General features: G+C 69.7%; 27 protein-coding genes. 14 read left to right on the top strand and 13 right to left on the bottom strand.

All coding sequences use genetic code 11. The annotated features are described in order from the left end of the window. The first annotated feature begins 7 nt into the window (after positions 1-7). The 3 genes from AC2YHJ_RS10595 to AC2YHJ_RS10585 are packed head-to-tail and all read left to right on the top strand — an operon-like array spanning position 8 to position 2615. The gene (locus tag AC2YHJ_RS10595) at positions 8-658 is read left to right on the top strand and encodes a sigma-70 family RNA polymerase sigma factor (protein WP_487395878.1); all 651 of its coding nucleotides are present in this window, start codon (positions 8-10) and stop codon (positions 656-658) included. Next, complete coding sequence (locus AC2YHJ_RS10590; RefSeq protein WP_487395876.1) at positions 655-861, top strand: NepR family anti-sigma factor; 207 nt, start codon at positions 655-657, stop codon at positions 859-861. The genes AC2YHJ_RS10595 and AC2YHJ_RS10590 overlap by 4 nt, the downstream gene beginning before the upstream one ends. Beyond that, on the top strand, positions 858-2615 hold the full coding sequence (locus AC2YHJ_RS10585; protein ID WP_487395874.1) for a sensor histidine kinase: 1758 nt from the start codon (positions 858-860) through the stop codon (positions 2613-2615). Before AC2YHJ_RS10590 ends, AC2YHJ_RS10585 begins: the two co-directional genes overlap by 4 nt. A 16-nt stretch (positions 2616-2631) precedes the next feature. On the opposite strand, the gene AC2YHJ_RS10580 is transcribed toward AC2YHJ_RS10585, so the two are convergent. Together AC2YHJ_RS10580 and argH are read right to left on the bottom strand one after the other, a co-directional pair. Next, positions 2632-2760 carry an LPS translocon maturation chaperone LptM gene (locus AC2YHJ_RS10580; RefSeq protein WP_487395872.1) on the bottom strand — a complete coding sequence of 43 codons (129 nt, stop codon included), beginning with the start codon at positions 2758-2760 and terminating at the stop codon, positions 2632-2634. Continuing rightward, positions 2757-4187, bottom strand: coding sequence for an argininosuccinate lyase (gene argH, locus AC2YHJ_RS10575; protein ID WP_487395871.1), 1431 nt, complete (start codon positions 4185-4187; stop codon positions 2757-2759). Before argH ends, AC2YHJ_RS10580 begins: the two co-directional genes overlap by 4 nt. Here argH and AC2YHJ_RS10570 point away from each other — a divergent pair. The 4 genes from AC2YHJ_RS10570 (at position 4162) to AC2YHJ_RS10555 (ending at position 7304) form a co-directional block, all read left to right on the top strand. Then, on the top strand, positions 4162-4752 hold the full coding sequence (locus AC2YHJ_RS10570) for a TlpA disulfide reductase family protein (protein ID WP_487395870.1): 591 nt from the start codon (positions 4162-4164) through the stop codon (positions 4750-4752). The two genes, argH and AC2YHJ_RS10570, sit on opposite strands and share 26 nt — an antisense overlap. Positions 4753-4809: 57 nt before the next feature. Then, positions 4810-6003 (top strand): hypothetical protein, encoded by a 1194-nt coding sequence (locus tag AC2YHJ_RS10565; protein WP_487395869.1) that lies wholly within the window; start codon positions 4810-4812, stop codon positions 6001-6003. Further along, a complete protein-coding gene (locus AC2YHJ_RS10560) occupies positions 6000-6584 on the top strand; it encodes a protein-S-isoprenylcysteine O-methyltransferase (RefSeq protein ID WP_487395868.1) in 585 nt (194 codons plus the stop codon). Before AC2YHJ_RS10565 ends, AC2YHJ_RS10560 begins: the two co-directional genes overlap by 4 nt. 186 nt (positions 6585-6770) lie before the next feature. Next, positions 6771-7304: a hypothetical protein gene (locus tag AC2YHJ_RS10555; protein ID WP_487395867.1), complete on the top strand. Its 534-nt coding sequence runs from the start codon at positions 6771-6773 to the stop codon at positions 7302-7304. A gap of 25 nt (positions 7305-7329) precedes the next feature. On the opposite strand, the gene ccmI is transcribed toward AC2YHJ_RS10555, so the two are convergent. The 7 genes from ccmI to AC2YHJ_RS10520 form a co-directional block, all read right to left on the bottom strand. Beyond that, positions 7330-8130, bottom strand: coding sequence for a c-type cytochrome biogenesis protein CcmI (gene ccmI, locus AC2YHJ_RS10550; RefSeq protein WP_487395866.1), 801 nt, complete (start codon positions 8128-8130; stop codon positions 7330-7332). After that, positions 8127-8684 carry a cytochrome c-type biogenesis protein gene (locus AC2YHJ_RS10545; RefSeq protein ID WP_487395865.1) on the bottom strand — a complete coding sequence of 186 codons (558 nt, stop codon included), beginning with the start codon at positions 8682-8684 and terminating at the stop codon, positions 8127-8129. Before AC2YHJ_RS10545 ends, ccmI begins: the two co-directional genes overlap by 4 nt. Positions 8685-8824: 140 nt before the next feature. Beyond that, positions 8825-9409, bottom strand: coding sequence for a DsbE family thiol:disulfide interchange protein (locus tag AC2YHJ_RS10540; RefSeq protein ID WP_487395864.1), 585 nt, complete (start codon positions 9407-9409; stop codon positions 8825-8827). After that, positions 9406-11364 (bottom strand): heme lyase CcmF/NrfE family subunit, encoded by a 1959-nt coding sequence (locus AC2YHJ_RS10535; RefSeq protein WP_487395863.1) that lies wholly within the window; start codon positions 11362-11364, stop codon positions 9406-9408. The genes AC2YHJ_RS10540 and AC2YHJ_RS10535 overlap by 4 nt, the downstream gene beginning before the upstream one ends. Positions 11365-11632: 268 nt before the next feature. Then, positions 11633-12148 carry a cytochrome c maturation protein CcmE gene (ccmE, locus tag AC2YHJ_RS10530; protein ID WP_487395861.1) on the bottom strand — a complete coding sequence of 172 codons (516 nt, stop codon included), beginning with the start codon at positions 12146-12148 and terminating at the stop codon, positions 11633-11635. Positions 12149-12221: 73 nt separating this feature from the next. Continuing rightward, positions 12222-12365: a hypothetical protein gene (locus AC2YHJ_RS10525; RefSeq protein WP_487395860.1), complete on the bottom strand. Its 144-nt coding sequence runs from the start codon at positions 12363-12365 to the stop codon at positions 12222-12224. Further along, a complete protein-coding gene (locus tag AC2YHJ_RS10520) occupies positions 12362-13150 on the bottom strand; it encodes a heme ABC transporter permease (RefSeq protein ID WP_487395908.1) in 789 nt (262 codons plus the stop codon). Before AC2YHJ_RS10520 ends, AC2YHJ_RS10525 begins: the two co-directional genes overlap by 4 nt. A 159-nt stretch (positions 13151-13309) precedes the next feature. Here AC2YHJ_RS10520 and AC2YHJ_RS10515 point away from each other — a divergent pair, with 159 nt between their 5' ends. The 3 genes from AC2YHJ_RS10515 (at position 13310) to AC2YHJ_RS10505 (ending at position 14533) form a co-directional block, all read left to right on the top strand. Further along, positions 13310-13591 (top strand): YciI family protein, encoded by a 282-nt coding sequence (locus AC2YHJ_RS10515; RefSeq protein ID WP_487395859.1) that lies wholly within the window; start codon positions 13310-13312, stop codon positions 13589-13591. Between the two features lie 169 nt (positions 13592-13760). Then, positions 13761-14180 carry an EVE domain-containing protein gene (locus AC2YHJ_RS10510; protein ID WP_487395858.1) on the top strand — a complete coding sequence of 140 codons (420 nt, stop codon included), beginning with the start codon at positions 13761-13763 and terminating at the stop codon, positions 14178-14180. Next, positions 14177-14533 carry a Rieske (2Fe-2S) protein gene (locus tag AC2YHJ_RS10505; RefSeq protein ID WP_487395857.1) on the top strand — a complete coding sequence of 119 codons (357 nt, stop codon included), beginning with the start codon at positions 14177-14179 and terminating at the stop codon, positions 14531-14533. Before AC2YHJ_RS10510 ends, AC2YHJ_RS10505 begins: the two co-directional genes overlap by 4 nt. A 68-nt stretch (positions 14534-14601) precedes the next feature. On the opposite strand, the gene AC2YHJ_RS10500 is transcribed toward AC2YHJ_RS10505, so the two are convergent. The 3 genes from AC2YHJ_RS10500 to AC2YHJ_RS10490 form a co-directional block, all read right to left on the bottom strand. Next, positions 14602-14817, bottom strand: a complete 216-nt coding sequence (locus AC2YHJ_RS10500) for a PEP-CTERM sorting domain-containing protein (RefSeq protein ID WP_487395856.1) — start codon at positions 14815-14817, stop codon at positions 14602-14604. Between the two features lie 287 nt (positions 14818-15104). Further along, positions 15105-16163 carry a M48 family metallopeptidase gene (locus AC2YHJ_RS10495; RefSeq protein WP_487395855.1) on the bottom strand — a complete coding sequence of 353 codons (1059 nt, stop codon included), beginning with the start codon at positions 16161-16163 and terminating at the stop codon, positions 15105-15107. Then, positions 16160-17329: a DUF898 family protein gene (locus tag AC2YHJ_RS10490; protein ID WP_487395854.1), complete on the bottom strand. Its 1170-nt coding sequence runs from the start codon at positions 17327-17329 to the stop codon at positions 16160-16162. Before AC2YHJ_RS10490 ends, AC2YHJ_RS10495 begins: the two co-directional genes overlap by 4 nt. A 219-nt stretch (positions 17330-17548) precedes the next feature. Here AC2YHJ_RS10490 and AC2YHJ_RS10485 point away from each other — a divergent pair, with 219 nt between their 5' ends. From AC2YHJ_RS10485 to AC2YHJ_RS10475, 3 genes are all read left to right on the top strand, one after another. Further along, positions 17549-17908, top strand: a complete 360-nt coding sequence (locus AC2YHJ_RS10485; protein WP_487395853.1) for a hypothetical protein — start codon at positions 17549-17551, stop codon at positions 17906-17908. A 173-nt stretch (positions 17909-18081) separates the two neighbouring features. Further along, on the top strand, positions 18082-20013 hold the full coding sequence (gene acs, locus AC2YHJ_RS10480; RefSeq protein WP_487395852.1) for an acetate--CoA ligase: 1932 nt from the start codon (positions 18082-18084) through the stop codon (positions 20011-20013). 10 nt (positions 20014-20023) lie between these two features. Further along, on the top strand, positions 20024-20386 hold the full coding sequence (locus AC2YHJ_RS10475; protein ID WP_487395851.1) for a hypothetical protein: 363 nt from the start codon (positions 20024-20026) through the stop codon (positions 20384-20386). Between the two features lie 30 nt (positions 20387-20416). Here AC2YHJ_RS10475 and AC2YHJ_RS10470 read toward each other — a convergent pair whose 3' ends face one another. Continuing rightward, positions 20417-21916, bottom strand: a complete 1500-nt coding sequence (locus AC2YHJ_RS10470; RefSeq protein ID WP_487395850.1) for a flavin-containing monooxygenase — start codon at positions 21914-21916, stop codon at positions 20417-20419. 147 nt (positions 21917-22063) lie between these two features. On the opposite strand from AC2YHJ_RS10470, the gene AC2YHJ_RS10465 reads away from it, so the two are divergent. Further along, a complete protein-coding gene (locus AC2YHJ_RS10465; protein ID WP_487395849.1) occupies positions 22064-23257 on the top strand; it encodes an MFS transporter in 1194 nt (397 codons plus the stop codon). Positions 23258-23722 lie beyond the last annotated feature (465 nt).

Here is a 23722-nt window from a genome sequence, read left to right as displayed (position 1 = left end):
GTCTGGCATGAGCACCGACCTCGACACCTCCCGCCGGGCTACCGTCGCGAGCGACCGCGGCCCGTCCTTCCACGATGCGCTCGTGGCGCTGCTGCCAAAGCTGCGCGTCCAGGCCCTGTCGCTGACGCGCAATCGGGCGGATGCCGACGACCTGGTCCAGGCGGCGGTCGCCAATGCGCTCGCCGCCCAGTCGAGCTTCACCCCAGGCACCAATCTCGGCGCCTGGATGTATCGCATCCTGCGCAACCGCTTCATCTCCGACCGCCGTCGCCTGCGCGAGACGGTCGACATGGACGACGCGCCAGCAAGCGCCTTCGCCCGGCCGCCGAGCCAGGAAGACAGCCTGGCACTTCGGGAATTGCGCGGCGAGATGGCCCGCCTCCCGGCCGACCAGCGCGCGGCGCTGGTGATGGTGACCGTCCAGGGACTGTCCTATGAGGAAGTGGCGGCCGCCATGGGTTGCGCCTTGGGCACCGCAAAGTGCCGCGTCTTCCGCGCCCGCTGCACCCTGGAAGCCCGCCTGATGGGTGAGCCCGACCAGGCCGGCGGCGTCAGGCGGCGCCGTGGCGCTGGCGTGGCGGCGACCGCACCGCGTAGTGTTGCACGGGATGCGGGGCGCGCCGATGCGGCTGCCCCGGTGGTTCGGCATGGGGTGTGATGGACCAGGCTGACGACGAGCGGAAGGACAAGGCAAACGCCAGGACCGGCGCCGCGCGGGGTCGCGGTGCCAAGAAGGCCGTTCCCGATGCCGCTTTCGACATCTGGCTCCGGCGGGGCCTGCATCAGATGTTCGACGATGTGGCGCGGGAACCGATTCCACCCGAATTGCTGCGGCTGATCGAGCGGGATCGCGGGAAGTGACCGACGGCGGCGCCCCGCCGCCAAAGCCACGCCGCGTCTGGACGCAGGTGCTGGGCGGCGTTCGGGGCCGGTTGCTGGCGCTGGTCGCGGCGGCCACCATCCCCATCGCAGGAATTGCGATCAGCAATGCCTGGTCAGCCTTCCGCACCGCGGGGTCGAACGGGCTGCGCGACGCGGTGATCCTGCGCGAGGTCGCCGCCGCGCGCCACGGCGCCGCCGTGCACAGCCTGCGCGAAATGCTGACCGGGCTGGGACGCACGGCGTGGCTGCTCAACCTGTCGCGGGAAGATTGCGACCGGGAACTCGCCCGGCTGAGCGAGCTGTCGCCGCTGCGCTACTCGAGTTTCTGGGTGCTCGACGCGGAGGGACGGCTGCTGTGCAGCGGCCTGCAGGCGCCGCGCGGCGGCGACTACGCGACGCTTGATTACGTCGCCGAGATCCGGCGGAAGCGGCAGTTCGTGATGGGTCAGTTCACCATCGGCGCCGTCTCCGGCCGGGCCGTGCTGCCGGGCGCCGCACCGATCCTCGATGCCGATGGCCACCTGCGGGCCATCGTCGGCGGCAGCCTCTTCCTCGACTTCTTCCTGCGCTCGGACAGCACGACGCCTGTGACCGCGGAAAGCCATGTCTGGCTGCTCGATGCCGAAGGCTCGCTGCTGCCGATCGGCAGCGCGCTCTCCGCGGCGCTGCCGCCACCGGAAGTGCTGACGCAGATGCTCGCCGAGCAGGAGATGTCGTTGCTCGGCACCGCCCGCAACGGGACCTTGCATGCCTGGTCGATCATCGAACTCGATACCGGGCTACGGCTGCTCGCCGGCATCCCGATGCAGAAGGCGCAGGAGGCCGCCTGGCAGGCCTTCGCGCAGCGCCTGCTGGAACTCAGCTTGTTCCTCGTCGGCTGCCTGGTCGCAATCCTGATCGGCGTGGAACTTGGCGTGTCGCGGCCGCTGCGACGGCTGGCGGCACGGGTGCGCGACTGGACGCCTGGCCGCCCGCTGGAGGCCGACCCCGACGCTTCCGGCCCGCATGAGGTCCGCGAACTGGACCGCGCCCTGCTTGCCGCCGCCGGCGCGGTGCAGGATCGCGAGGCGGCGCTGACCAGCGCGTTGCATCAGCGTGACCTGCTGATGGCCGAGATCCACCACCGCGTGAAGAACAACCTGCAGGTTGTCGCCTCCCTGCTGAACCTCCAGGCCGACCGGCTGCGCAACCAGGCCGCGAAGATCGAATTCGCCGTGGCGCGCGACCGTGTGCAGGCGCTGGCGACGCTGCACCGGCACCTCTACCTGCATCAGACCTTCGAGCGCATCTCCATGCGCCCCTTCCTCGAGGAATTGTCGCGCCAACTTGGCGATGCGCTGGGCGCGGGACCGGAATCGGGCGTCGCCATCGATATCGACGCCGAGGACATCGAGATGGGCTCCGACCAGGCCATTTCCCTGGCGTTGCTGCTGACCGAAGCCGTCAGCAACGCGATGCGCCACGGCTTCCCCGAGGGGTACCAGGGCCGCATCGCCATTTCCCTGCATGTCGAGGACGGCATCGCCCATCTGGTCGTGCAGGATGACGGGATCGGGCTGGGCGAGGCGTCCTCGGAGGGCGACGGCGATGGTCTCGGCATGCGCCTGATCGAAGGCTTCGCCAGCCATCTCGGCGGGGTCGCCGAGATCTCCGGCGACGACGGCACGCGCATCGCGGTGCAGTTCCCGCTGCACCGCCGCGAGCCAGAGGAGACGCTGCGCGGGGCGGCGTGACGGCCCGCCGCCCGTCTCAGCTGCTCGGATACTGCCGCGGATGGGTGATCTGGTCCGGCGGCCCGGGCGGGCGCACCGGGCCGACCTTGCCGCAGGCGGCGGCCAGCAGCAGCAGCGCCAGCGCGGCGAGCGCGGCGCGGGTCACGCGAGCTTCGCCTTCCATTCCGCCGCCATGGCCGCGACATTGGCCGGCGCCGTGCCGCCATAGGAAGTGCGCGAGCGCACCGAGGCCGCGACCGACAGCACGTCGTAGACGCCTTCGGTGATGCGGGGCTCGGCCTCGCGCATTTCCTCGATGGTCAGGCCGGACAGATCCACGCCGAGGCCTTCGGCCTTGGCCACCAGCGCGCCGGTGACGTGGTGGGCGTCGCGGAAGGGCATCTTCAGCTCGCGCACCAACCAGTCGGCGAGGTCGGTCGCCGTCGAGAAGCCCGCGCCGGCTGCCGAGGCCAGCCGCCCCACGTCGGGCTTCAGGTCGCGCACCATGCCGGCGACAGCCGCGAACACCAGCGTCATGGTCTCGGCGGCGTCGAAGACGCCTTCCTTGTCTTCCTGCATGTCCTTGAAATAGGTCAGCGCCAGGCCCTTCATCACCGTCAGCAGCCCGACCAGCGCGCCGACCACGCGGCCAGTCTTGCCGCGCACCAGTTCCGCTGCATCCGGGTTGCGCTTCTGCGGCATGATCGAGGAGCCGGTCGTGAAGGAATCGCTCAGCTTCACGAACCCGAAATAAGGGTTCGTCCAGATCACGATCTCCTCCGCGAGGCGCGAGAGATGCGTCGCGCACATCGAACAGGCGAACAGGAACTCGGCCGCGAAGTCGCGCGAGGCCACGGAATCGAGGCTGTTGCGCGTCGGCCCGTCGAAACCAAGCGCCTTGGCCGTCATGTGCCGGTCGATCGGGAAGCCCGTGCCGGCGAGTGCCGCGGCACCCAGCGGGCATTCATTCAGCCGCGCCCGGCAATCGCGCAGCCGGGACAGGTCGCGCGACAGCATCTCGACATAAGCCAGGAAGTGGTGGCCAAGTGTAACTGGCTGCGCCGGCTGCAGATGCGTGAAGCCAGGCATGACCGTGCCGGCATGCTCGGCGGCGCGGTCGACCAGCGCGCGCATCACGTCCTGCAACTGGCCTGACAGGCCATCGATCGCGTCCCGCACCCACAGGCGCACGTCGAGCGCCACCTGGTCGTTGCGGCTGCGCCCCGTATGCAGGCGCTTGCCGGCGTCGCCGATGGTCGCCGACAGCCGCGCCTCGATATTCATGTGGATGTCCTCGAGCGCCTCGTCCCAGGGGAAATCCCCCTTTTCGATACGCTCAGAGATCGTCGTGAGCCCACCCCGGATGGCGGCCTCGTCCTCCGCCGTGATAATCCCCACATGCTTCAGCATCGCGGCATGGGCGAGCGAGCCGCGGATGTCCTGACGCCACATCTTGCGGTCGAAGCCGATCGAGGCATTGATCGCTTCCATGATGGCGGAGGGGCCTTCCGCGAAGCGCCCGCCCCATTGCCGATTGGCGTTGCTGCTCACCTGAGGGGTGTCTTTCGTGCTGGTTCCGACGCGCCGTTCCATTCTCAAGGCCGCCCCGGCGCTGGCGGCGGGCGGGACCCTACTCGCGGCCCTTCCGGCGCGGCAAGGCTTGGCCGCCCCGCACGGGCTGAACCGCCTGCGCGAGAACGACGCCGCCCTGCCGGAGATCACCTTCACCGACGCGGATGGCAAGGGCCTCAGCCCCGCGGACTTCCCCGGCAAGGGCCTGGTCATCAACCTATGGGCCACCTGGTGCCCCCCCTGCGTGGCGGAGATGCCCGCACTCGACCGTGCCGCGGCCGCGCTGGCGGGGGATGAGATCCTGGTCCTGCCGATCTCCTCCGATCGCGGCGGGCTGAACACGGTGCAGGGCTTCTATGACCGGACCCAGCTGCGCCACCTGCGCATCTGGCTCGACCCACGTGGGGCGGCGGCCCGGACCCTTGGTGCCCGCGGCCTGCCGACCACCGTGATCGTGGACCGCCAGGGGCGCGAAAAAGCGCGGGTGGAAGGCGACGCGGCCTGGGATGCGCCGGAATTCCTCGTCGCCATCCGGCGCCTCGCCGGCCCGCCGCGCCGGCCGGCCGAAACCCTGCGTGGCGCTTGATTCGACGAAACCGGCGGTGACAGGCTGCGTTCAGGGTCCGGGAAGGATGCCTGCGCCATGAGTGCCCTCTCCGACGAGCCATCGCCGATCATCCGGCGGCGCCTTCTGATCCATGTCCCGGGCTACGAACCGCTCTCCGGCGAAGCGCATCACCGTCGCCTGCAGCGCACGCTGGAACGCAGCGCCCAGGCCTGGGGCCTGACCGCCACCACCGGGCCGGCGGAAATGCGGGACGAGGGCACGGTGCTGGTGTTCCAGGCCCGCCTCGCAGGGCCGGACTGGGCCACCGATACCGAGATCCGCATCCTGGCCTGGGATGACCTGATCGCCCGCGACCTTGCCGCCCCGCTGCCCTCCCTGATCCTGCGCGGCATCGCGGCGCTGGCGGAGTTGCTGCGCGACGGCACGCTCGGGCGCTATCGCCGGGCGCATTGGCGCTATCTGCTGTTCGTCGCGCTACCGGTGGCGATCCTGGCCGGAGCACTGATCCTCGGCGTGATCGGCGGGCTGCTGGTCGGCGGGTGGGCGGCGCTGCCGGTCGGCGCGGCGCTGGTCGTCGCGCTGGCCTATGCCGGGGACCGTTGGCTGTTGTTGCGCCATCTCCTCGCCGATTGGGTCTTCGCCCGCGACCTCGCGCGCGGGTCGCGGCCGGAACTTGACGCCCGGATCGAGCGCTTCGCCCAGGAGATCGCGGTGGCACGTCGGCGCAACGACGTGGAGGAGGTGGCGCTGGTCGGCCACAGCCTCGGCATGGCGTTGCTGACCGAAGCACTCGCCGCATCCCTGGCGCGTGACCCGGCGCCGGCGCGTCCCGCGCCACGGCTGGCGCTGGTAGGGCTCGGCTCCTCCGTGCTTAAGGTCGCGCTGATGCCGCAAGCCCGGCGGTTGCGCGATGCCGTGGCGCGGATCGCCGCCGCGCCGGGCTTGGCCTGGCTGGAATTCACCTCGCGCCGTGACCTTGTCTGCTTCCATCGGGCGGATCCGGTGAAGGCGCTCGGCCTGCCCGGGCGGGGGCCGCGCATCGAATACATCCATCCGCGCGCCATGCTCGACCATGCGGCCTGGTGCCGGGTGCGGCGATCCATGCTGCGTGCGCACCGCATCTACGTCACCGGCTGCGCCCGGCGGTATTTCTACGATTGGGGGCTGATCGCCTGCGGCCCCGGCGCCGTCGGCGGCGGGCCCTTCCCGGATCGCCTGATCGGGCCGGGCGGCGCACTGGCCCCCACAGTGATGGAGCAGGCTGCGTGACGCCACTGATTGCGAAGCTGCTGCATGGCCTGTGCATGATCGCCTGGTGGGTCATCCGCCGCCCCTTCGAGCGCAAGACCAAGCGCAACGTGCTGCTGCGCGATGCCATGGACCTGCGCGAGAAGGCGCTGCTGCTGATCTCGCTGACTGGGCTCGGGCTGATCCCGCTGGCCTATATCGCGACGGGCTTTCCGGCCGCGTTCGACCAGCCCTTCTCCCCGCTGCGGGCGGTCGCGGGGCTGCTGGTCTTCGCCGCCGCGCTGGTGCTGTTCTACGCGACACACAAGGCGCTGGGGCGCAACTGGTCGGTCACGCTGGCGGTGCGGGAAGAACATTCGCTCGTCACGGATGGCGTCTACCGCTTCGTCCGCCACCCCATGTACACAGCCTTCTGGATGTGGGCGATCGCGCAGGCGCTGACGCTGCAGAACTGGGTCGCGGGGCCGGCGGGGATCATCGGCTTCGGCACGCTGTACCTGCTGCGCGTCGGGCGGGAGGAAGCCCTGATGCGCGAGACCTTCGGCGCCACCTGGGATGCCTATGCCGCGCGCACCCCACGGGTCATCCCCTTCCTATCGTGATGACGATTTGCCAGGATATTGCCCTAGCGAACACACAACTCCGGACAGCTTTCCCGCGTTGATTGCACGATGCCGCCTGAAAAACTGCTTCGCCCGACACGCCGTGCCGCCCTGGCAAGCCTCGCTTCACTGACCGCCTGCGCGCCGACCCGCCTTGAACCGCTGACCGCCCCCCCCCGCGGACGCGTGATCCTTCTGCGCGGCCTGGCCAACATGTTCTCCACCGGGTTGAATTTCCTCACCGCCAAGCTGCGGCAGGTCAATTTCGACGCCAGCGTCCACAACTACCTCGAATGGGATGACCTGGCTGTGACCGTGGTGCGGGCGGAGCGCGCCGGCACGCTGGTTCGGCCCTTCGCCATCATGGGCCATTCCTACGGCGCGGATGACGCAATCGTGATGGCGAATGCGCTCGGACGGCAGAACGTGGCCACCGACCTGCTGGTGCCCTTCGACCCGACCGGGGGAGACCTCGTGGGCCCAGGCGTGCTGCACGTGGTGAACTACTATCAGGACGGCGATACCGCCTTCCGGCGCACCGTGGCCGGCGGGCCGGGTTTCACCGGCACGCTCGAGAACCGCCTGGTGAACGGCGAATCCCACCTGACCATCGAGAAGCAGGCGCGCCTGCACGTCGAGGTGATCGCACTCCTGCAGTCCCTCGCCGCCGAACGCGACGCTCGCGCCGTACGCTCCGTGCCGCCATCGCCGCCACCCTAGCGGCCGACGCCGCCCGCGCCACCGCTCAGGGCAGGGCGCTGAGCCGCCTCTCCAGCATCGCCCGCCAGGGCGCGTCCGCCGGTGTGTCCGTGAGCAATGCCTGCCAGAGCGCCCGCGCATTGGCGGGGCGCCCTGACTCGGCTTCCACCAGCCCGGACAGGAAGCGCAGGCGCGGATCGTTCGGCGTCTCGGCGAGCGCGCGGGTAATCCAGGGCGTGGCTTCCGCCGCCGCACCGCGTTCGAGTTCAAGCTCCGCGATGTCGGCTGCGACCGATGCGTCGAAGCGTGCCTCGATCGCCTTTCGCAAAGCCTCGCTGGCGGCCTCGGCCCGCCCGCGCATGCGCTCCGCATTGCCCAGCAGGATCCAGCCCTGCCGCGCCTGTTCGCTGTGCGGGTCGAGCGCCGCAAGCCGCGTGCGCAGCGTCGCCAGGATCTCCTCGTCCCGCGCCATCGCCTCGGCGCGCAGGGAATAGGGCGCGGAGGGCATGCCCGGCGTACCGCCCAGCAGGTACAGCCCGAGCCCCGCCGCCGCCATCAGGGGCAGCAGCGCCATCAGCATCGCCGGACTCTGTGGCGTCGTCGCCGTGGCCTCCGCCTGGTCGGCGGCGGCGATCAGGCGGCGCTGCACCTCCACCCGCGCGGCGCGGTGCGCGCCCTCATCCAGCCGACCGGCCTCACGCTCCCGGTCGAGTTCCGCGAGTTGGGCGCGATAGAGCGCCATGTCGGCCTCCCGTCGCCCACGCGCGGCCTTGGGGCGCAGCACGGCGAGCGCCAGCGGCAGCAGGGCGGCGAGTGCCACCAGCATCAGCACGACCCAGATCATCATGCGCCGTTACCGTGCTCCAGCTCCGCCAGGCGGTCGCGTTCCGCATCCGTCAGTGGCGCCGGCTCGATGCCCGCCGCCGCGCGCCGTCGCCGCGCCAGGATCAGCAGTACGCCCCCGCCGAAGGCGATCAGCGGCATGCCCCAGAGCAATGCCGTAACCGGATTGAAGGGCGGGCGCAGCAGGACGAAGTCGCCGTAGCGGTCATGGACGAAATTCACCACCGCCGCATCGCCATCCCCGGCCGACACCCTCTCCCGCACGATGCGCCGCAAGTCGCGCGCGAGGTCGGCATCGCTGTCCTCGATCGACTGGTTCTGACAGACCATGCAGCGCAGGTCGCGACCGATCGCCTGGGCGCGCGACTCAAGCGCGGGATCCGCGAGACGGTCCTCGGGACGCCCGACCAGAGCCAGGGCTGGGACCGCGGCGAGGAGGAAAGCGATGATGAGGGCGATGCGGAACGGAGAGGGGCTTTGCCCCCCTCCGGACCTCCCCCCACCAAGGGCCGCGAGGCCCTTGGATCCCGATACATGGGCTGTTGGGAGCAGAGGCATGGCGCGCGCCTCGGGCGCGGAGGGACTGCATGGCCCCTCCTCCCAACAGCCCATCTCAAGGTGTCCAGAGGCCTTTAGGCCTTTGGCAGGTGGGGTTCCGGGGAGGGCAGAGCCCTCCCCGCGCCGGCCGTCGCACCTCATCACGCATACCGCCGCAGCAGCGGCCGCAGTTCCTGGTCCAGCACCTCGGGCGTCAGGGGCCCGGCGTAGCGCCAGCGAATGATGCCCTGCCGGTCGAGCAGGTACGTTTCCGGCACGCCGTAGACACCCCAGTCGATGGCGACGCGACCCGGTTCGTCGCGACCGAGCCGCGCGAAGGGGTTGCCATGGCGGGTCAGGAAGGCGGCGGCGTCGGCCGGACGGTCCTTGTAGTTGATGCCGAGGACGGGGATGCCCTCTCGCGACAGCCGCATCAGCTGCGGGTGCTCGACGATGCAGGGCACGCACCAGGATGCCCAGAAGTTCACGATCACCGGGCTGCGCAGGGGGGCGCGGAGATCGGCAGCGGACAGCGCCGGCAATCCTGCGGCATCGAGCGGAGGCAGGGCGAAGTCGGGCGCGGTGCGGCCGAGCAGGGCGGATGGCACGCCGCGCGGATTGTATTCACCGGTCTGCAGGCCGCGCAGCATCACCCAGAAGCCGGCGCCGGCGGCGGCAGCGACGCCGAGCGGCGCGTAGAGCATCCAGCGCCGGCTGCGTGGGGCGAGGGTCGGAGTGTCGCTCATGCCGGCACCGTTGCGGGCTTGGGTGCAGGCGCGGCCACGCGCTGGCGCCGGTCCGACAGGGACAGCATCCCGCCGAATGCCATGGCGAGGCCCCCGAACCAGATCCAGGGGGCGAAGGGGTTGTGATGCAGGCGCAGCACGGCCGCGCCGGCGCGTTCCTCGCCGAGCACAGCGTAAAGATCGCGCATCGCGTTGGTGTGGATGGCGGCCTCCGAGGTCGTCTGGTTGTCCACGATGAAGGTGCGGCGTTCGGGGTGCAGCACCGTGACCACCGCGCCGTCGCGCAGCACCGTCACGGTGGCGCGGCGGGCGCGGTAATTCGCGCCCATCTCGTCCGACAGCCCGTCCATGCGCCATTCATAGCCGGCGAGGCGCGTGCTCTGCCCCGGGTTGAGCTGCACCAGCGTGTCGGTCGCGACACCCATGCCGGCAATGCCTGCGAGGGAGATGCCGAGCGCACCATGCGCGATCGCCGCGCCCCAGGCCGCGCGCGGCAGGCCGATCGCGCGCCGCCAGGCCTGCGCCGGCCGGCGGAACAGGCCGATGCGATCGGCGATATCCGCCGCAGCACCCGCCACCAGCCAGGCAGCCAGCGCCATGCCGAGCGCCGGCCACACCGGATACCCGGCGGCCGCGAGGCAGACAAAGCCAATCAGCAGTGCCGCCGCTGCCGCCCACCACAGGCGCTGCAAGGCGGCCCAGAGATCCGCGCGCTTCCATGGCATCATCGCCCCGATCGGCATGGCGACCACGAGAGGAATGGCGAGCGGCGCCGCCGCCGTGTTGAAGAAGGGCGGCCCGACCGAGATCTTCGCCCCGGTCAGGATATCCGCGAACATCGGCCACAGCGTCCCGGCCAGCACCACCGCCGCGATTGAGCACAGCAGCAGGTTGTTCACCACCAGCGCGCCTTCGCGCGAGATCGGCGCGAAGATGCCCGTCGGCGTCAGCCTCGGCGCACGCCAGGCGAACAGCGCGAAGGCGCCGGCGACATAGATCATCAGCAGCGCGAGGATGAACACGCCGCGCGTCGGGTCATTGGCGAAGGCATGCACGCTGTTCAGCACGCCCGAGCGCACAAGGAACGTCCCCAGCAGGCTCATCGCGAAGGCAAGGATCGCGAGCAGCACCGACCACACCTTCAGCGTGTCGCGCTTCTCCACCACGATCGACGAATGCAGCAGTGCGGTGCCCGCAAGCCACGGCAGCAGCGAGGCATTCTCGACCGGATCCCAGAACCAGTACCCACCCCAGCCGAGCTCGTAATAAGCCCACCAGGATCCCATGGTGATGCCCACCGTCAGGAAGCACCACGCCCCAAGCGCCCAGGGCCGCACCCAACGCCCCCAGGCGGCATCGACGCGCCCTTCCAGCAACGCAGCAAGCGCGAACGCAAACGTCACCGCATAGCCGACATAGCCGACATAGAGCGTCGGCGGATGCATCGCGAGGCCGGGATCCTGCAGCACCGGGTTGAGCCCTCGCCCATCCATCGGCGGCGGCCAGACCCGGTCGAAGGGGTTCGAGGTGAAGATGATGAACAGCAGGAAGCCCGTCGCCACCCAACCCAGCACGCCGATCACCCGCGCCTTCAGTGCCGTCGGCAGGTCTCGTCCGAAGGCCGCGACCGCCGCGCCGCACAGCGCGAGGATCAGCACCCAGAGCACCATGGACCCCTCATGGTTCCCCCAGGAGCCCGACAATTTGTAGATCAGCGGCTTCGCCGAATGGCTGTTGGCGACGACGTTCGCGACCGTCGTGTCATTGACCGCAAAAGCCCAGAGCAGGCTGCCGAACGCCGCCCCGACCGCCACCAGCAGCCCGACCGCCAACGGTGCCGCAGTTGCCATCCAGCGCGCATCGCGCCGCGCCGCGCCGACGACCGGCAACACCGACTGCACGACCGCGATGACACAGGCCAGGGCCAGCGCGAAATGACCGAGTTCGGGGATCATGCAGGTTGGTTCCGGTGGGTGAGGGCATTGCCGGGGGGCCAGCCCCCCGGTCCCCCCGCTGGGGGCATACGTGCCCCCAGACCCGCGATTTCGTTGGGGCAGGGAGAGGGAGGGGCGTCGCCGGCGTGCCAGTGACGCGGGCGCGCCATGCCCCTCCCTCTCCCTGCCCCATTGACCGCGGGGTCCGGGGAGGCCGCTGCCTCCCCGGCGGGGGTCCAGGGGGCAGAGCCCCCTGGCAGCCGTCCGAAGCCACCAGGAACCACCTGCATCATCCCCCGCTCCGCCCTTCGCGCTGGCGTGGGGCTGTGTTCCACGATGCGGCCGGTGGGGCGGCGCCTTCGGCCGGGTTCCAGTGGCCGGCGCGGCGCAGGGCATCGGCGACTTCGGGCGGCATGTAGGTCTCGTCGTGGCGGGCGAGGACTTCGGTGGCGCGGAAGGTGCCGTCCGGCAGCAGGCGCCCGAGAGTGACGACGCCCTGCCCCTCGCGGAACAGGTCGGGCAGCACGCCGGAATAGGTAACGGTGACGGCGTTGGGCCCGTCCGAAACGCGGAAGGTCGCGGTGGGGCGGCCGTCGCTGCCGGTGTGGCGTTCGACTGAGCCTGTCTCGACCAGGCCGCCCAGGCGGAAGGCGCGGTCGCCCGTGGGGCGTTGGGCCATCACGTCGGAGGGGGAGAGGAAGAACACCAGATTGTCCTGGAAGGCGGTCAGCGTCAGGGCGGTGGCGGTGCCGAGGCCGAGGCCTGCGAGCAGCAGGACCATCAGGCGGCGCTTCTTGCGGGTCATGGATCCTATGCCTCGGGGGCGGGTGCGCGGCCGATACTGGCGGGAGGTGGCGCCGGCGTTGACGCAGCGCAAGTCATGGCCGGTCCCCGCGGGGGTCCAGCGTGGCGAGAAGCCGCTTCGCCGCGCGGTGCCGCAGCGCCGCGCCGATCGCAAGCGCGCCGAAGACCCCGAAGGTCAGCAGGTAGGAGACGAGGACGTGCCACCAATGCAAGGTCATGCCGGCACCGCATCTTCCCGCCGGGCGCGGGCCAGTTGCAGGGCGCGGACACGGCGTTCCATCACGGCCGCGCGGGTGCGCGCCAGCACCACGGCGCCGAACAGCAGCGAGAAGCCAAGCGCGCAGACCAACAGCGGGTAAAGGATGTCCACATGCATCCCCGGCGCGTTCAGCCGCGTGACGGAGGCCGGCTGGTGCAGCGTGTTCCACCAATCGACGCTGAACTTCACGATCGGCACATTGACGATGCCGACCAGGGCGAGGATGGCACCGGCCCGCGCGCCGCGTTCGGGGTCGTCAAAGGCGCGCACCAGCGCGGCGTGGCCGAGCCAGAGGAAGAACAGCACCAGCACGGAGGTGAGCCGCGCATCCCACACCCACCAGGTGCCCCACATGGGCTTGCCCCACAGGCTGCCGGTGGCGAGGCACAGAGCGGTCGCGGCGGCCCCGACGGGCGAGAGTTCCCGCGCGGTGAGGTCGGCGAGCGGGTGCCGCCAGATCAGCGACATCACCGAAAGGACCGCGAGGCCGGTGTATCCGCCCATGGCAAGCCAGGCCATCGGGACGTGGACGTACATGATCCGCACCGTTTCGCCCTGCTGCCAATCGGGCGGCGACAGCAGCAGCCCCCAGGTCAGCCCGATGCCGAGCACGACCAGCGCCGTGCCCCAGAGCGCGGGCATGAGCCTGCCGGTCGCCCGCAGGAAGCGGCCGGGATTGGCGAAGCGATGGAGGGTCCGCCCACCGGCAGGCCGGGCGGGCGTGGCTCCGGTGGCGGCAGCCAGGGGTTGGTCCACGGGGCGCAAACTAGGCGATGGGCGCCCGACTTTGAAGCGGCGGTCTTGCCGGCGGCCGGCACCGTATTGATGCGCGGCCCGGCCGGCGTTACCAGCGATGGACGGTGCCCCGGGCGGAGCGCCGAGGGGGTGGGGATGCTCTTTGCGGTGACCATCGAGGACAAGCCCGGCATGGGCGCGGCGCGCCGGGCCGTGCGGGCCACCCATCTTGCCTGGCTGGAGCAGCACAGGGACATGCTGGTCATCGCCGGGCCGATCATGGATGGGCAGGGCAACTCGATCGGGTCGGTGCGCGTGATCGAGGCCCCGGACCGCGCGGCGGTGGACGCGCTGACCGAAGGCGACCCCTTCGCCAAGGCCGGTTGCTTCGCGCGCGTTTCGATCAACCCGTACCGCATCGTCTTCAAGGATGGGGCGCTGGCCGAATGACGAACCGGCGTCGGCATGGCCGCCGCTCCCCTCGGCCCGCGGCAAGCGGGCCCGGAGCGCACAGCGCGACCGCGCCCAACCTGCCCATCGCCCCCGGCGCAACAGCACAGGGCGCGAAGGCAAGCGGCCCGGATGGGCCGCGCCCGCCGTTTGAGGGACAAAAAAACTCATGAACCATTGGCTGGTGAAGTCCGAACCGGACGCCTTTTCCTGGGATCAGCAGGTCGCCAACGGCGTCGAGCCCTGGACCGGCGTGCGCAATCACATGGCCAAGGCGAACCTGATGGCCATGAAGAAGGGCGATCGCGCCTTCTTCTACCACTCCAACATCGGCAAGGAGATCGTCGGCGTCGTCGAGGTGGTGCGCGAGGCCTATCCCGACTCCACGGCCGAACCCGGCAGCCCCTGGGTCTGCGTGGACCTGAAGGCGGTCGGACCGGTGCCCAAGCCGGTGACGCTTGCGACCATCAAGGCCGAGCCGTCGCTGGAGGGGATCGCGTTGGTGCGCATGTCGCGGCTGTCGGTCATGCCGATCTCGCCCGAGCACTGGAAGATCCTCACGAAGATGGGCGGGTGGAAAGGCAAGTGACTGGCAAGCCGGAACGCGTGCTCTGCGCGCTCGAGGACATTCCCGACGGCAATTCGAAGGGCTTCCCGGCCGCGCCGGGAGCGTTCATGGGGCTGTTCGCCGTGCGCCGCGGGCGGCATGTCTGGGTCTATGTGAATTCCTGCCCGCATATCGGCGTACCACTGGATCCGGTGCCGGACCGGTTTCTCGATTCGAAGAAGCAGAACATCCTCTGTTCCACCCATGGCGCGCGCTTCCGGGTCGAGGACGGGTTCTGCACCTCCGGCCCCTGCTACGGCGAATATCTCGAAGCGATCCGCGCCCATGTGAATGACCAGGACCAAGTGATGGTGCCGGAGGATGCCGGACTGTAGGGAGGCACAAGAAAGGGCCGCACCCTGGGGCGCGGCCCTGTCCCATTGCAACGCGAAGACGCCGGGCGTCAGACCATCTTGCGCCGACGGCGCATCAGGCCGAGCCCGAGCAGTCCCGCGCCGAACAGCGCCAGCGAAGCCGGCTCCGGCACCGCCGTGAAGTCGGCGGTGATGTACAGGTCCGCGGTCTTGCCCTCAGCATTGTACCAGACGCCGTTGCTGATGTTGGTATTGTTACCCGACACGCTGTACTTCAGATCGCTGACGGTGATGCCGGCCGCCACGAGAACCACCGCTCCTACAACTGTACCGAGAAACCGTGCCATTCTTATCTGCCTCTGTCTGTGCGCGCGGCCTTCCCGGCCGACATATTCAAAAACAGCAAATGGCGTGCCACCGATTTTACTGTTATAATACAATTCTTTATTGACAAGGATCGGGCCTGGCGGGGGGATGGGCGTAAACTATTCCGACAGAACGCCCGAGGCGGCTTTCGGAAGGGCGGCGCCTACCGGCACCTTCAGATCAACGACGCAACGGGCGGATGCGGGGCTGCAGGCGTGCCGGCCCACTATCGCGCCGTGCTGCTGCAGATCTTGCGTAGCGCCTGCCATTCCTCCGCCGTCATCACCGGCGCGGCGGCCGCGCTACCGCCCCGCGCGCGCAGCCGCGCTGCCCGTTCGGCGGGGTCCGGATGGGTGTCGAGGTAACCCCGCGCGAAGCGTCCGGCCGGCACCGCCCCGGCAGCGCGGTCGAAGAAGCGGGCCAGCCCTTCCACGCCGATACCGCCGCGTCCCAAGGCCTCGGCGGCGAAGTCATCCGCCTCCGCCTCGAAGCCGCGGGTGTAGGCGACGCTGACGAGCAGCGTCGCCGCGACCGCGCCGAAATCCGACCCGCCAGTCAGGATCGAGACGAAGGCCCCGACCCCGATCGCGCGCGCGACGCTGCGCAGGCCGTGCCGGTGATGCAGGTGGCCGAATTCATGGGCGAGCACGCCGGCCACCTCGTCGGGCGTGGTGGCGGCATCGATCAGCCCGCGATGGATGATCACTTGTCGGCCCGGTGCCGCGAAGGCGTTGACGAGGCCCGTGTTCACCACCTGCACGACAGGCGCGCGATCCAGTCCGGCGGCATCGGCCAGGCGGGCGCTCAGGCGTTCGAGCACGGCCACGCCCTCGGGTGCCGTGCAGCGCGCCGTGCCCTGGGTGAGGGAGGCGGCAACGGTGTCACCGATCCGCTGTTCCCAGGATGCCGGGACGGAACGCGCCAGCACATCGGCCAGCGGCGGCCAGCCGAACCAAAGCGCCGCGCCCAACAGCGGCACCAGGAGAACGGTCTTCATGACCCGCCGCCACCGGGCAGCTTCCTCGTCGATCCGCCACGGGCCCAGCGCCGTGTCGAGCGCATCCATCATCGCCGGGTCGGCCACCACCAGCCGCTGGGGCGCACCAGCGCGCGCGATGCGCAGCTCCCAGGGCATGCGGTCGATCTCGCGCAGCGTCTCGACCGGCCAATCCAGCGCCGTGCCGTCGGGACGGATGAGGCGCAACATATCGGGCAGCAGCCGCGCCCGGACGGCCAGCGGCAGCGCCGTCACGCCGTCATGCAGCATCGCCGGCGCTTCGGTCACAGGCCGATCCCCGCGCCGCCGGCATCGAGGATGTTGGATAGCCCTTCGGCATTGTGTTGCCCGAGCACGGCCTGCCGCGCCGGCGAGACGTCCGGATAGCGTTCTGCCCAAAGGCGCCGCGCAAGGAATTCCACGCGACGTCGTACCACCACCGGATAGAGCAGCCCGAAGCTGATGCTCGTGAGGAACAGGTTGCCGAGCTGCAGCCGCGCGACGGACCAGCCGGTGACATCGGTCAGCGCCAGCCGCGCTCCGCCGAAGGCGAGGTTCTCCCACCGCCAGCGCATTGCCGCCGCGACGAAGGAGAACCAGGCGAGCAGCAGCAGCGGCATGACCAGCGTGATCATCCCGAGACCGACCATGGCCAGCCTGGCGAAAGCGATGGCCATCTGTTCAGGGGTCGCGACCGAACCGCCCGCGGTCGCCATGTCGCGCAGGAAATCGAAGGCGCCCGACCACCACAGCAGTGCATTGCCGAGCGCCACCAGCCCGACGCTGAGCAGCGCGAGGATGTAGCTGGCAAGGAACGGCCGGACGATCTGCCGCGGCCGGCCCGTGAAGGTGAAAGGCTGGGTGCCGAGATGCAGCCGGCCCAGCGCCCAGCGTGCATCCGCCGCCAGGGCCCACGGCCGCGCCAGGCCAAGGGTGAGCAGGGTGGCGAGGAACCACAGGAACTGCACCCGCGCGCAGCGCCACGGCGAGCCGGTGACGACCAGGCGCAGGCCGCGCCAGATGGTGCGGCTGGCGAGGTATCGCCGCGCCGCGTGCCGCCCCGCGGCGAGCAGGAAGACCAGGATGGCGAATTGCGCGACGGGAACGGCCACGGCGAGCCAAGGATGCAGCATGCGAAGGAACTCGCCCGCGATGCCGAGCAGCCACAACGGCACCAGCAGCAGCAACACGACGAGGAAGCCACGCAGCAACTCCCCACCCGTCCCGTCATATTCCAGCCGATCGCCGAGTGCCGCGACATGCGACCAGACATAGCGGCGGATCCGCACGATCCCCCAGAAGCGGTAGATGCCGAGCGTCAGCAAGCCGAGCAGCAGGTTGCCAAAGAAGATCCCGAACAGGCGCCCTTCCCGCCCGCCCCAGGCCAAGGGCTGGCCGGGCATGGCATGTCCCGCCGGCAGGGCGGGGGTTTGGGCCGGCGGTTGGTCGAGCATGTCCCGGGTCAAAGCATCCTTGCCCGCCATGATGCGCGAGCGGCCAGGGCCATGCACCCGAAAGATCGGCGCATCTCGATTCCGCCACGATCGTCGCGCTTCTGCCGCAATGGCCACGAGAATACCTCGCCTGCGTCGCAGGCCCGCCGCGGGGCGGGGGTGAAGTCTGTCCTGCGCCACCCGATGACGGTGCGCCACTCGAAGAAAAGGACGGTCACCATGCGCAAGACGATCACCACCAGCCTGCTCGCCACGGGCCTCGTTCTCGCCACCCTTCCCGCCTTCGCCCAGGGCGGCAGCCCCGCCGCAAGCGGCACCACGCCCGCCCCGGCGGTGACGGCGCCGGCCCAGCAGCACCAGACGCAGGCTCGCCCGGCGACCTCGCCGACCCAGGCAGCCCGTCCGGCCACACCGGCCAATCCGGGCGGCAGCGCGACCGCCGGCACCTCGGCCGGTGCCACGACGCAGCGCCCCGCCACCCCGGCCGCACCGCATGCCGGCACGACCACCACGGCGCCGCGCAGCGACCAGCGCAGCCAGGCCGCACCGGCGACGCCCGCCCCGGCGCGGACGAACTGACGCCGCACCAGCCAATCCCTTCCTGATCCAGCCTTCCCCGCCCGCCCGGCCTCGCCGGGCGGGCGACCTCTTTGGGGCCGCCGCGGGCCACGCGAACGCGAATGTTGACCTGAATCAAATCGGGCCACCAAATCCCGCCGCAGAGAAGAACCCAAGGTCAGGGAGGCCAGCCCATGGCGGACGACATCATCGCAGTGAAGCCCGAGATCGCCGCAAGGGCGCGCATCGACGCCGCGAAGCGTGATGCGATGGTCGCGGCGGAAGCGCGCGACGCGGATGCCTTCTGGCGCTCCGAGATGGGCCGCATCGCTTGGATGAAGGAACCGACGAAGATCAAGGCGGTCGACTTCACGGGCGACATCTCGATCAAGTGGTTCGAGGATGGCGTGCTCAACGCCTCGGTCTCCTGCCTCGACCGGCACCTCGCGACGCGCGGCGACCAGGTGGCGATCATCTGGGAAGGCGACGACCCCAACAGCGACGCCAAGGTCACCTATCGCGAGCTGCACGCCCGCGTCTGCAAGCTGGCCAATGCGATGCGCAAGCTCGGCGTGAAGAAGGGCGACCGCGTCTGCATCTACCTGCCGATGATCGTCGAGGCCGCGGTCGCGATACTCGCCTGCGCGCGGGTCGGTGCGATCCATTCCATCGTCTTCGGTGGCTTCTCCCCTGACAGCCTTTCCTCCCGCATCCAGGATTCGGAATGCTCGCTGCTGATCACCGCCGATGAGGGCCGGCGCGGCGGGCGCCGTGTGCCGCTCAAGGCCAATGCGGATGAGGCGCTGCTGACCTGCCCGTCGATCCGCCACGTCATCGTCGCGAAGAACACCGGCGGCGATGTCGCGATGAAGGATGGCCGCGACCATTGGTGGGATGCGGTCACCGCCGGGGAAGCCGAGACCTGCGAGCCGGAGAAGATGAACGCCGAGGATCCGCTGTTCATCCTCTACACCAGCGGTTCGACCGGCAAGCCGAAGGGCGTGCTGCACACCACCGGCGGCTACATGGTTTGGGCGTCCTTCACGCATGAGAGCGTGTTCGACTACCGCGACGGCGAGATCTACTGGTGCACGGCCGATGTCGGCTGGGTGACGGGGCACACCTACATCGTCTATGGGCCACTCGCGAATGGCGCGACCACGCTGATGTTCGAGGGCGTGCCGTCCTGGCCGGACAATGGCCGCTTCTGGCAGGTCTGCGCCAAGCACAAGGTGAACATCTTCTACACCGCGCCGACCGCGATCCGCGCCCTGATGCGCGACGGCGAAGGCCCGGTGAAGAAGCACGACCGGTCGTCCATCCGCATCCTCGGTTCGGTGGGCGAGCCGATCAATCCGGAAGCCTGGCTCTGGTATTACCGCGTCGTCGGCGACGAGCGCTGCCCGATCGTCGATACTTGGTGGCAGACCGAGACGGGCGGCATCCTGATCTCACCGCTGCCCGGTGCCGTCGCGCAGAAGCCGGGTTCGGCGACGCTGCCGCTGCCCGGCGTGAAGCCCGCCATCGTGGATGGCGAGGGCAACATCCTCGAGGGCGCGGCCGAGGGCAACCTCGTGATCCTCGATTCCTGGCCCGGCCAGATGCGCACCATCTATGGCGACCATGCGCGCTTCGGGCAGACCTACTTCTCGACCTTCAAGGGCATGTACTTCACCGGCGACGGCGCGCGCCGCGATGCCGATGGCTACTACTGGATCACCGGCCGCGTGGACGACGTGATCAACGTCGCCGGCCACCGCATGGGCACCGCCGAGGTCGAATCCGCCCTGGTCGCGCACCCCGCCGTGGCCGAGGCCGCCGTCGTCGGCATGCCGCACGACATCAAGGGCCAGGGCATCTACGCCTACGTCACGCTCAAGGCCGGCGTCGAGCCGACCGAGCCGCTGCGCAAGGAGCTGGTCGCTTGGGTGCGCAAGGAGATCGGCCCGATCGCCACGCCGGATGCCATTCAATGGGCGCCCGGCCTGCCGAAGACACGCTCGGGCAAGATCATGCGCCGCATCCTGCGCAAGATCGCGGCCAATGAGACGGAAGGCCTTGGCGACACCTCCACCCTCGCCGATCCGGGCGTGGTGCAGGAGCTGATCGACAACAAGGTGGGATGACGACGACGGGATGCAGGCTGCGCGATACCGGGATGTCTATATCGGCGGGCCCGACCTGGTCGCCCCGGTGCTGCGCGGCCATGTGCCGGCGATCGAGGGCGCGCCGTATCGCATCAGCCCCTTCTTCCCGCCCACCGCCATCGGCGACATCTTCACCGAGGTGGTGGAGCGCATCCGCGCCGGCCTGCTGACAGGCCGGCAGACCGCCAGCAGTTGCTGGTGCGCGCTGGTCGGCCCGCAGGAGATCACAGCGCTGCTGGATGATATCTACGGCACGGCGGCTGAGGATCCGCCGCCGCTATCGGCGCTGCGGCGCTTCGTCGCGGAGTTGCCCGCGGACTGCACCTTCGCATTGGTGGCGCTGGCCTTCTGATCGGTTCGGCCGCGTTGGCTCAGCCGGGTGTCATCGATACAGGAATGCCCCGTCCGTCAGGTCGATCGCCGGGATCGCGTCCTTCTCCGCCCAGTAGTCGTGCGCGTGCCGCCATTCCGGCTTGTCGCCCGATCGCGGCAGCAGATGGTTGCCGCGCGCGACGTAGCCGGAGCTGAATTCCTCCGGGTCGATCCAGGGGCCAAGCGCCATGTCGCGATCTTCCGGCCGCAGCGCCACCTCGACCCGCTTCGCGCCGATCTCCTGCATGTGGTTCAGCATCCGGCAGACGAAATCCGCCACCATGTCCGCGCGCAGCGTCCAGGCCGCGCGGATGTAGCCGAACACCCAGGCCATGTTCGGCACGCCGGTGAACATCATGCCGCGATAAGTGACGGTGTCGCCGAACACCAATGGCTCACCGTCGATCGTGACCTCGATGTCGCCCAGCACGTTCAGGTGGAAGCCCGTCGCCGTGACGATGACGTCCGCCTCCAGCACCTGGCCCGACTTCAACAGCAGGCCTGTCTCGGTGAAGGTCTCGATCTCGTCGGTGACGACCGATGCGCGGCCGGCCGCAATGCCGCGGAACAGGTCGGCATCGGGAACGAAGGCGAGCCGCTGCTGCCAGGGCCGGTAGCGCGGTGTAAAGTGCCTTGCCACATCGTAATCGTCCCCGAGCAGCGCACGCACCTGGCCGAGTAGTTCCGCCTTCACCGTCTCGGGCTCGCTATGGGTGCGGTCGATGAAGCGCGCCTGTTCGAACAGGATCTTTCGGCGCACGATCTCGTGGATCCACTCCTCGTTGATACCGAGCATGCGCAGTTCGTCGGCAAGCTCGATGGCATTGCGCCCGGTGCGGAAGAAGGTGGGGGAACGCTGCAGCATCGTCACATGCGCAGCGTCGTCGGCCATGGCGGGCACGATCGTCGCCGCCGTGGCCCCGGACCCGATCACCACCACGCGGCGGCCGGCGTAGTCGAGGTCCTCCGGCCAGGTCTGCGGATGCACGATGCGGCCGCGGAAGCGCGACATCCCGGGCCACTCCGGCGTGTAGCCTTCATCGTGGCGGTAGTAGCCCTGGCACATCCACAGGAAGTTCGTGGTGAATTGTGCCGTCGTGCCGTCCTTCCGCCCGGCCTCGATGGTCCAGAGGTTCGTCGCCGAATCCCAGCGCGCTGAGCGGATGCGATGCCCATACCGGATGAAGCGGTCGAGGCCGTTCTCCGTGATCACCTCGCCCATGTATTTCAGGATCTCCGGTGCGCTGGCGATGGGCGGGCCGACCCAGGGCTTGAAGCGATAGCCGAAGGTGTAGAGGTCACTGTCTGATCGGATGCCAGGATAGCGATGCGTCCGCCAGGTGCCCCCGAAGCCGTCCTGCGCCTCCAGCGCCAGGAAGCTGCGTCCGGGGCATTGTTCCTGGAGGTGGTAGGCGGCGCCGATGCCGGAGATCCCGGCGCCCACGATCAGGACGTCCACATGTTCTGTCGGCGCCGAACCATGCGCCGGGGCGGTCATCGTCTCGGCCATGCACCATCCTCCGCTTGGGCAGTGAGCCTATCGGGCCGCGCGGTGGTTTGGAAATGCGCCTGGTGCCGGCCCAGCCCGACCGATCGCGGCCCAGCATTGCGGGCGGCGCGGCTTGTGGCCGGCTCTGCTGCGGCGCAACATGACGCGATGACACCGCCGAAGACCGAGGAGGATGCGGCCACCAGCCGCGCCCGGATGAACCGCGTGCTGGCCATGTACGGCCCGGCGGTCTTTGCCGGCGCGCTGGCGACGCGGGCGACCGACCCTCTGGTGGTGGACATCGCCCATGACCTCGGCAGCACGGCGGCGCAAGTCGCGCTGCTCGGCACTGCCTACACCCTGCCCTTCGCGCTGGTGCAGCCGATCCTGGGCCCGGTCGCCGATTCTGTCGGCAAGCGGCGGGTCGTGACGATCTGCGTCAGCCTGCTTTCGGCGCTGCTGCTTCTCTCGGCCGTCGCGGCGTCGCTCGGCTGGCTTATGGCGTTCCGGGCGCTGTCGGGCGCGGCGGCAGGCGGGATGATGCCGCTGACGCTCGCCATCATGGGCGACGCGGTGCCGCTGCGGGACCGCCAGGTGGCGCTGTCGCGCATGCTGGTCTTCGGCATTTCCGGCCAGATCGCCGGTGGCGCGATCGCGGGGCCGATCGCAGCGTTGGCGGGCTGGCGCGGCATGCTGGTGCTCTGCGCCATCGCAGCGGTGCTCGGCATGATCGCACTGCTGGTGGCCTCGCGCAGCGCGGCGAAGGAACCCATCACGCGCTACGACCCCGTGGTCGCCGCCCGGCGATACCGGACCATCCTGTCCAATCCACAGGCCATTCCGCTCTACGCGACCGTCGCGGCGGAGGGGGGGCTGGTCTTCGGATCCTTCCCCTTCATCGCGACACTGATGATCGGCCGCGGCATCGGCGGCACGACGGAAGCCGGCCTCGCGATCGGTGCCTTCGGGCTGGGTGGGTTGGCCTATGCCGCACTCGCGCATTGGCTGCTGATGCGGTTCGGCCAGGCGGCCGTTGTGCGCATCGGCGGCGGTATCGGCTTCCTGGCCCTGGCGGGCATGGGACTGGCACCCGCGCTGTGGGTGGCCGTGCTGTCCGGCTTCCTGCTGGGGACCGCTTTCTACATGATCCACAACGCTATCCAGACCCGCGCGACAGAACTGTCTCAGCAGTTTCGTGGCAGTGCCGTGTCGCTACACGCCTTCTCCTTCTTCACGGGGCAATCGCTGGGCCCGGTCGCTTTTGGGCTGGGGGCGACGACGATCGGGTTGGGGGCGTCGCTCGGGGTCGCGGCGGTGCTGCTGGCGGCGCTGTCGTGGTCGCTCGCGCGCCGGCCGGCCTGACAGTTTGGAACAGAAGGTGATTCAGTACAGCCGAATCGCGTGGGGCCGCTCATTCCGAATCAAATACTTGGCCCGAGTCGTGGGAACGAATCGCTGACGGATGAGCCCCGAGTCGCGAAGCCGCCGGAAATCAAGGATTTGTGGGTAGTGAGTGCGAATCGCCACAAGGGCGTTCGCGCTCCGTCCGCGTGAGGCGCCCGAGTCGCAGCGGGCAACCAGAGAGGGGCTTTGCCCTCTCCGAACCTCATACCAACGGTCGAATGCTTCGACCGTTGGTATCCGCATTTGCAGGCCCTCAAACGCCGGGCGCAAACTTCCGGTTTGCTGCGCTTTCGCCGGACTGCCGGGCGGGCCGCATTCGCGGCCTCGGCACGAGTCAGGAACTCGTGCCGTTGGTATCACCCCACCAACGGCCGAAAGGCCTCTGGGCACCAGGAATCGGGGGCTTTGGGGAGGACACGCCGC

This window comes from Roseomonas sp. SRI_022 (assembly GCF_057586215.1).
This window is presented reverse-complemented; position numbering and strand designations above follow the sequence as displayed.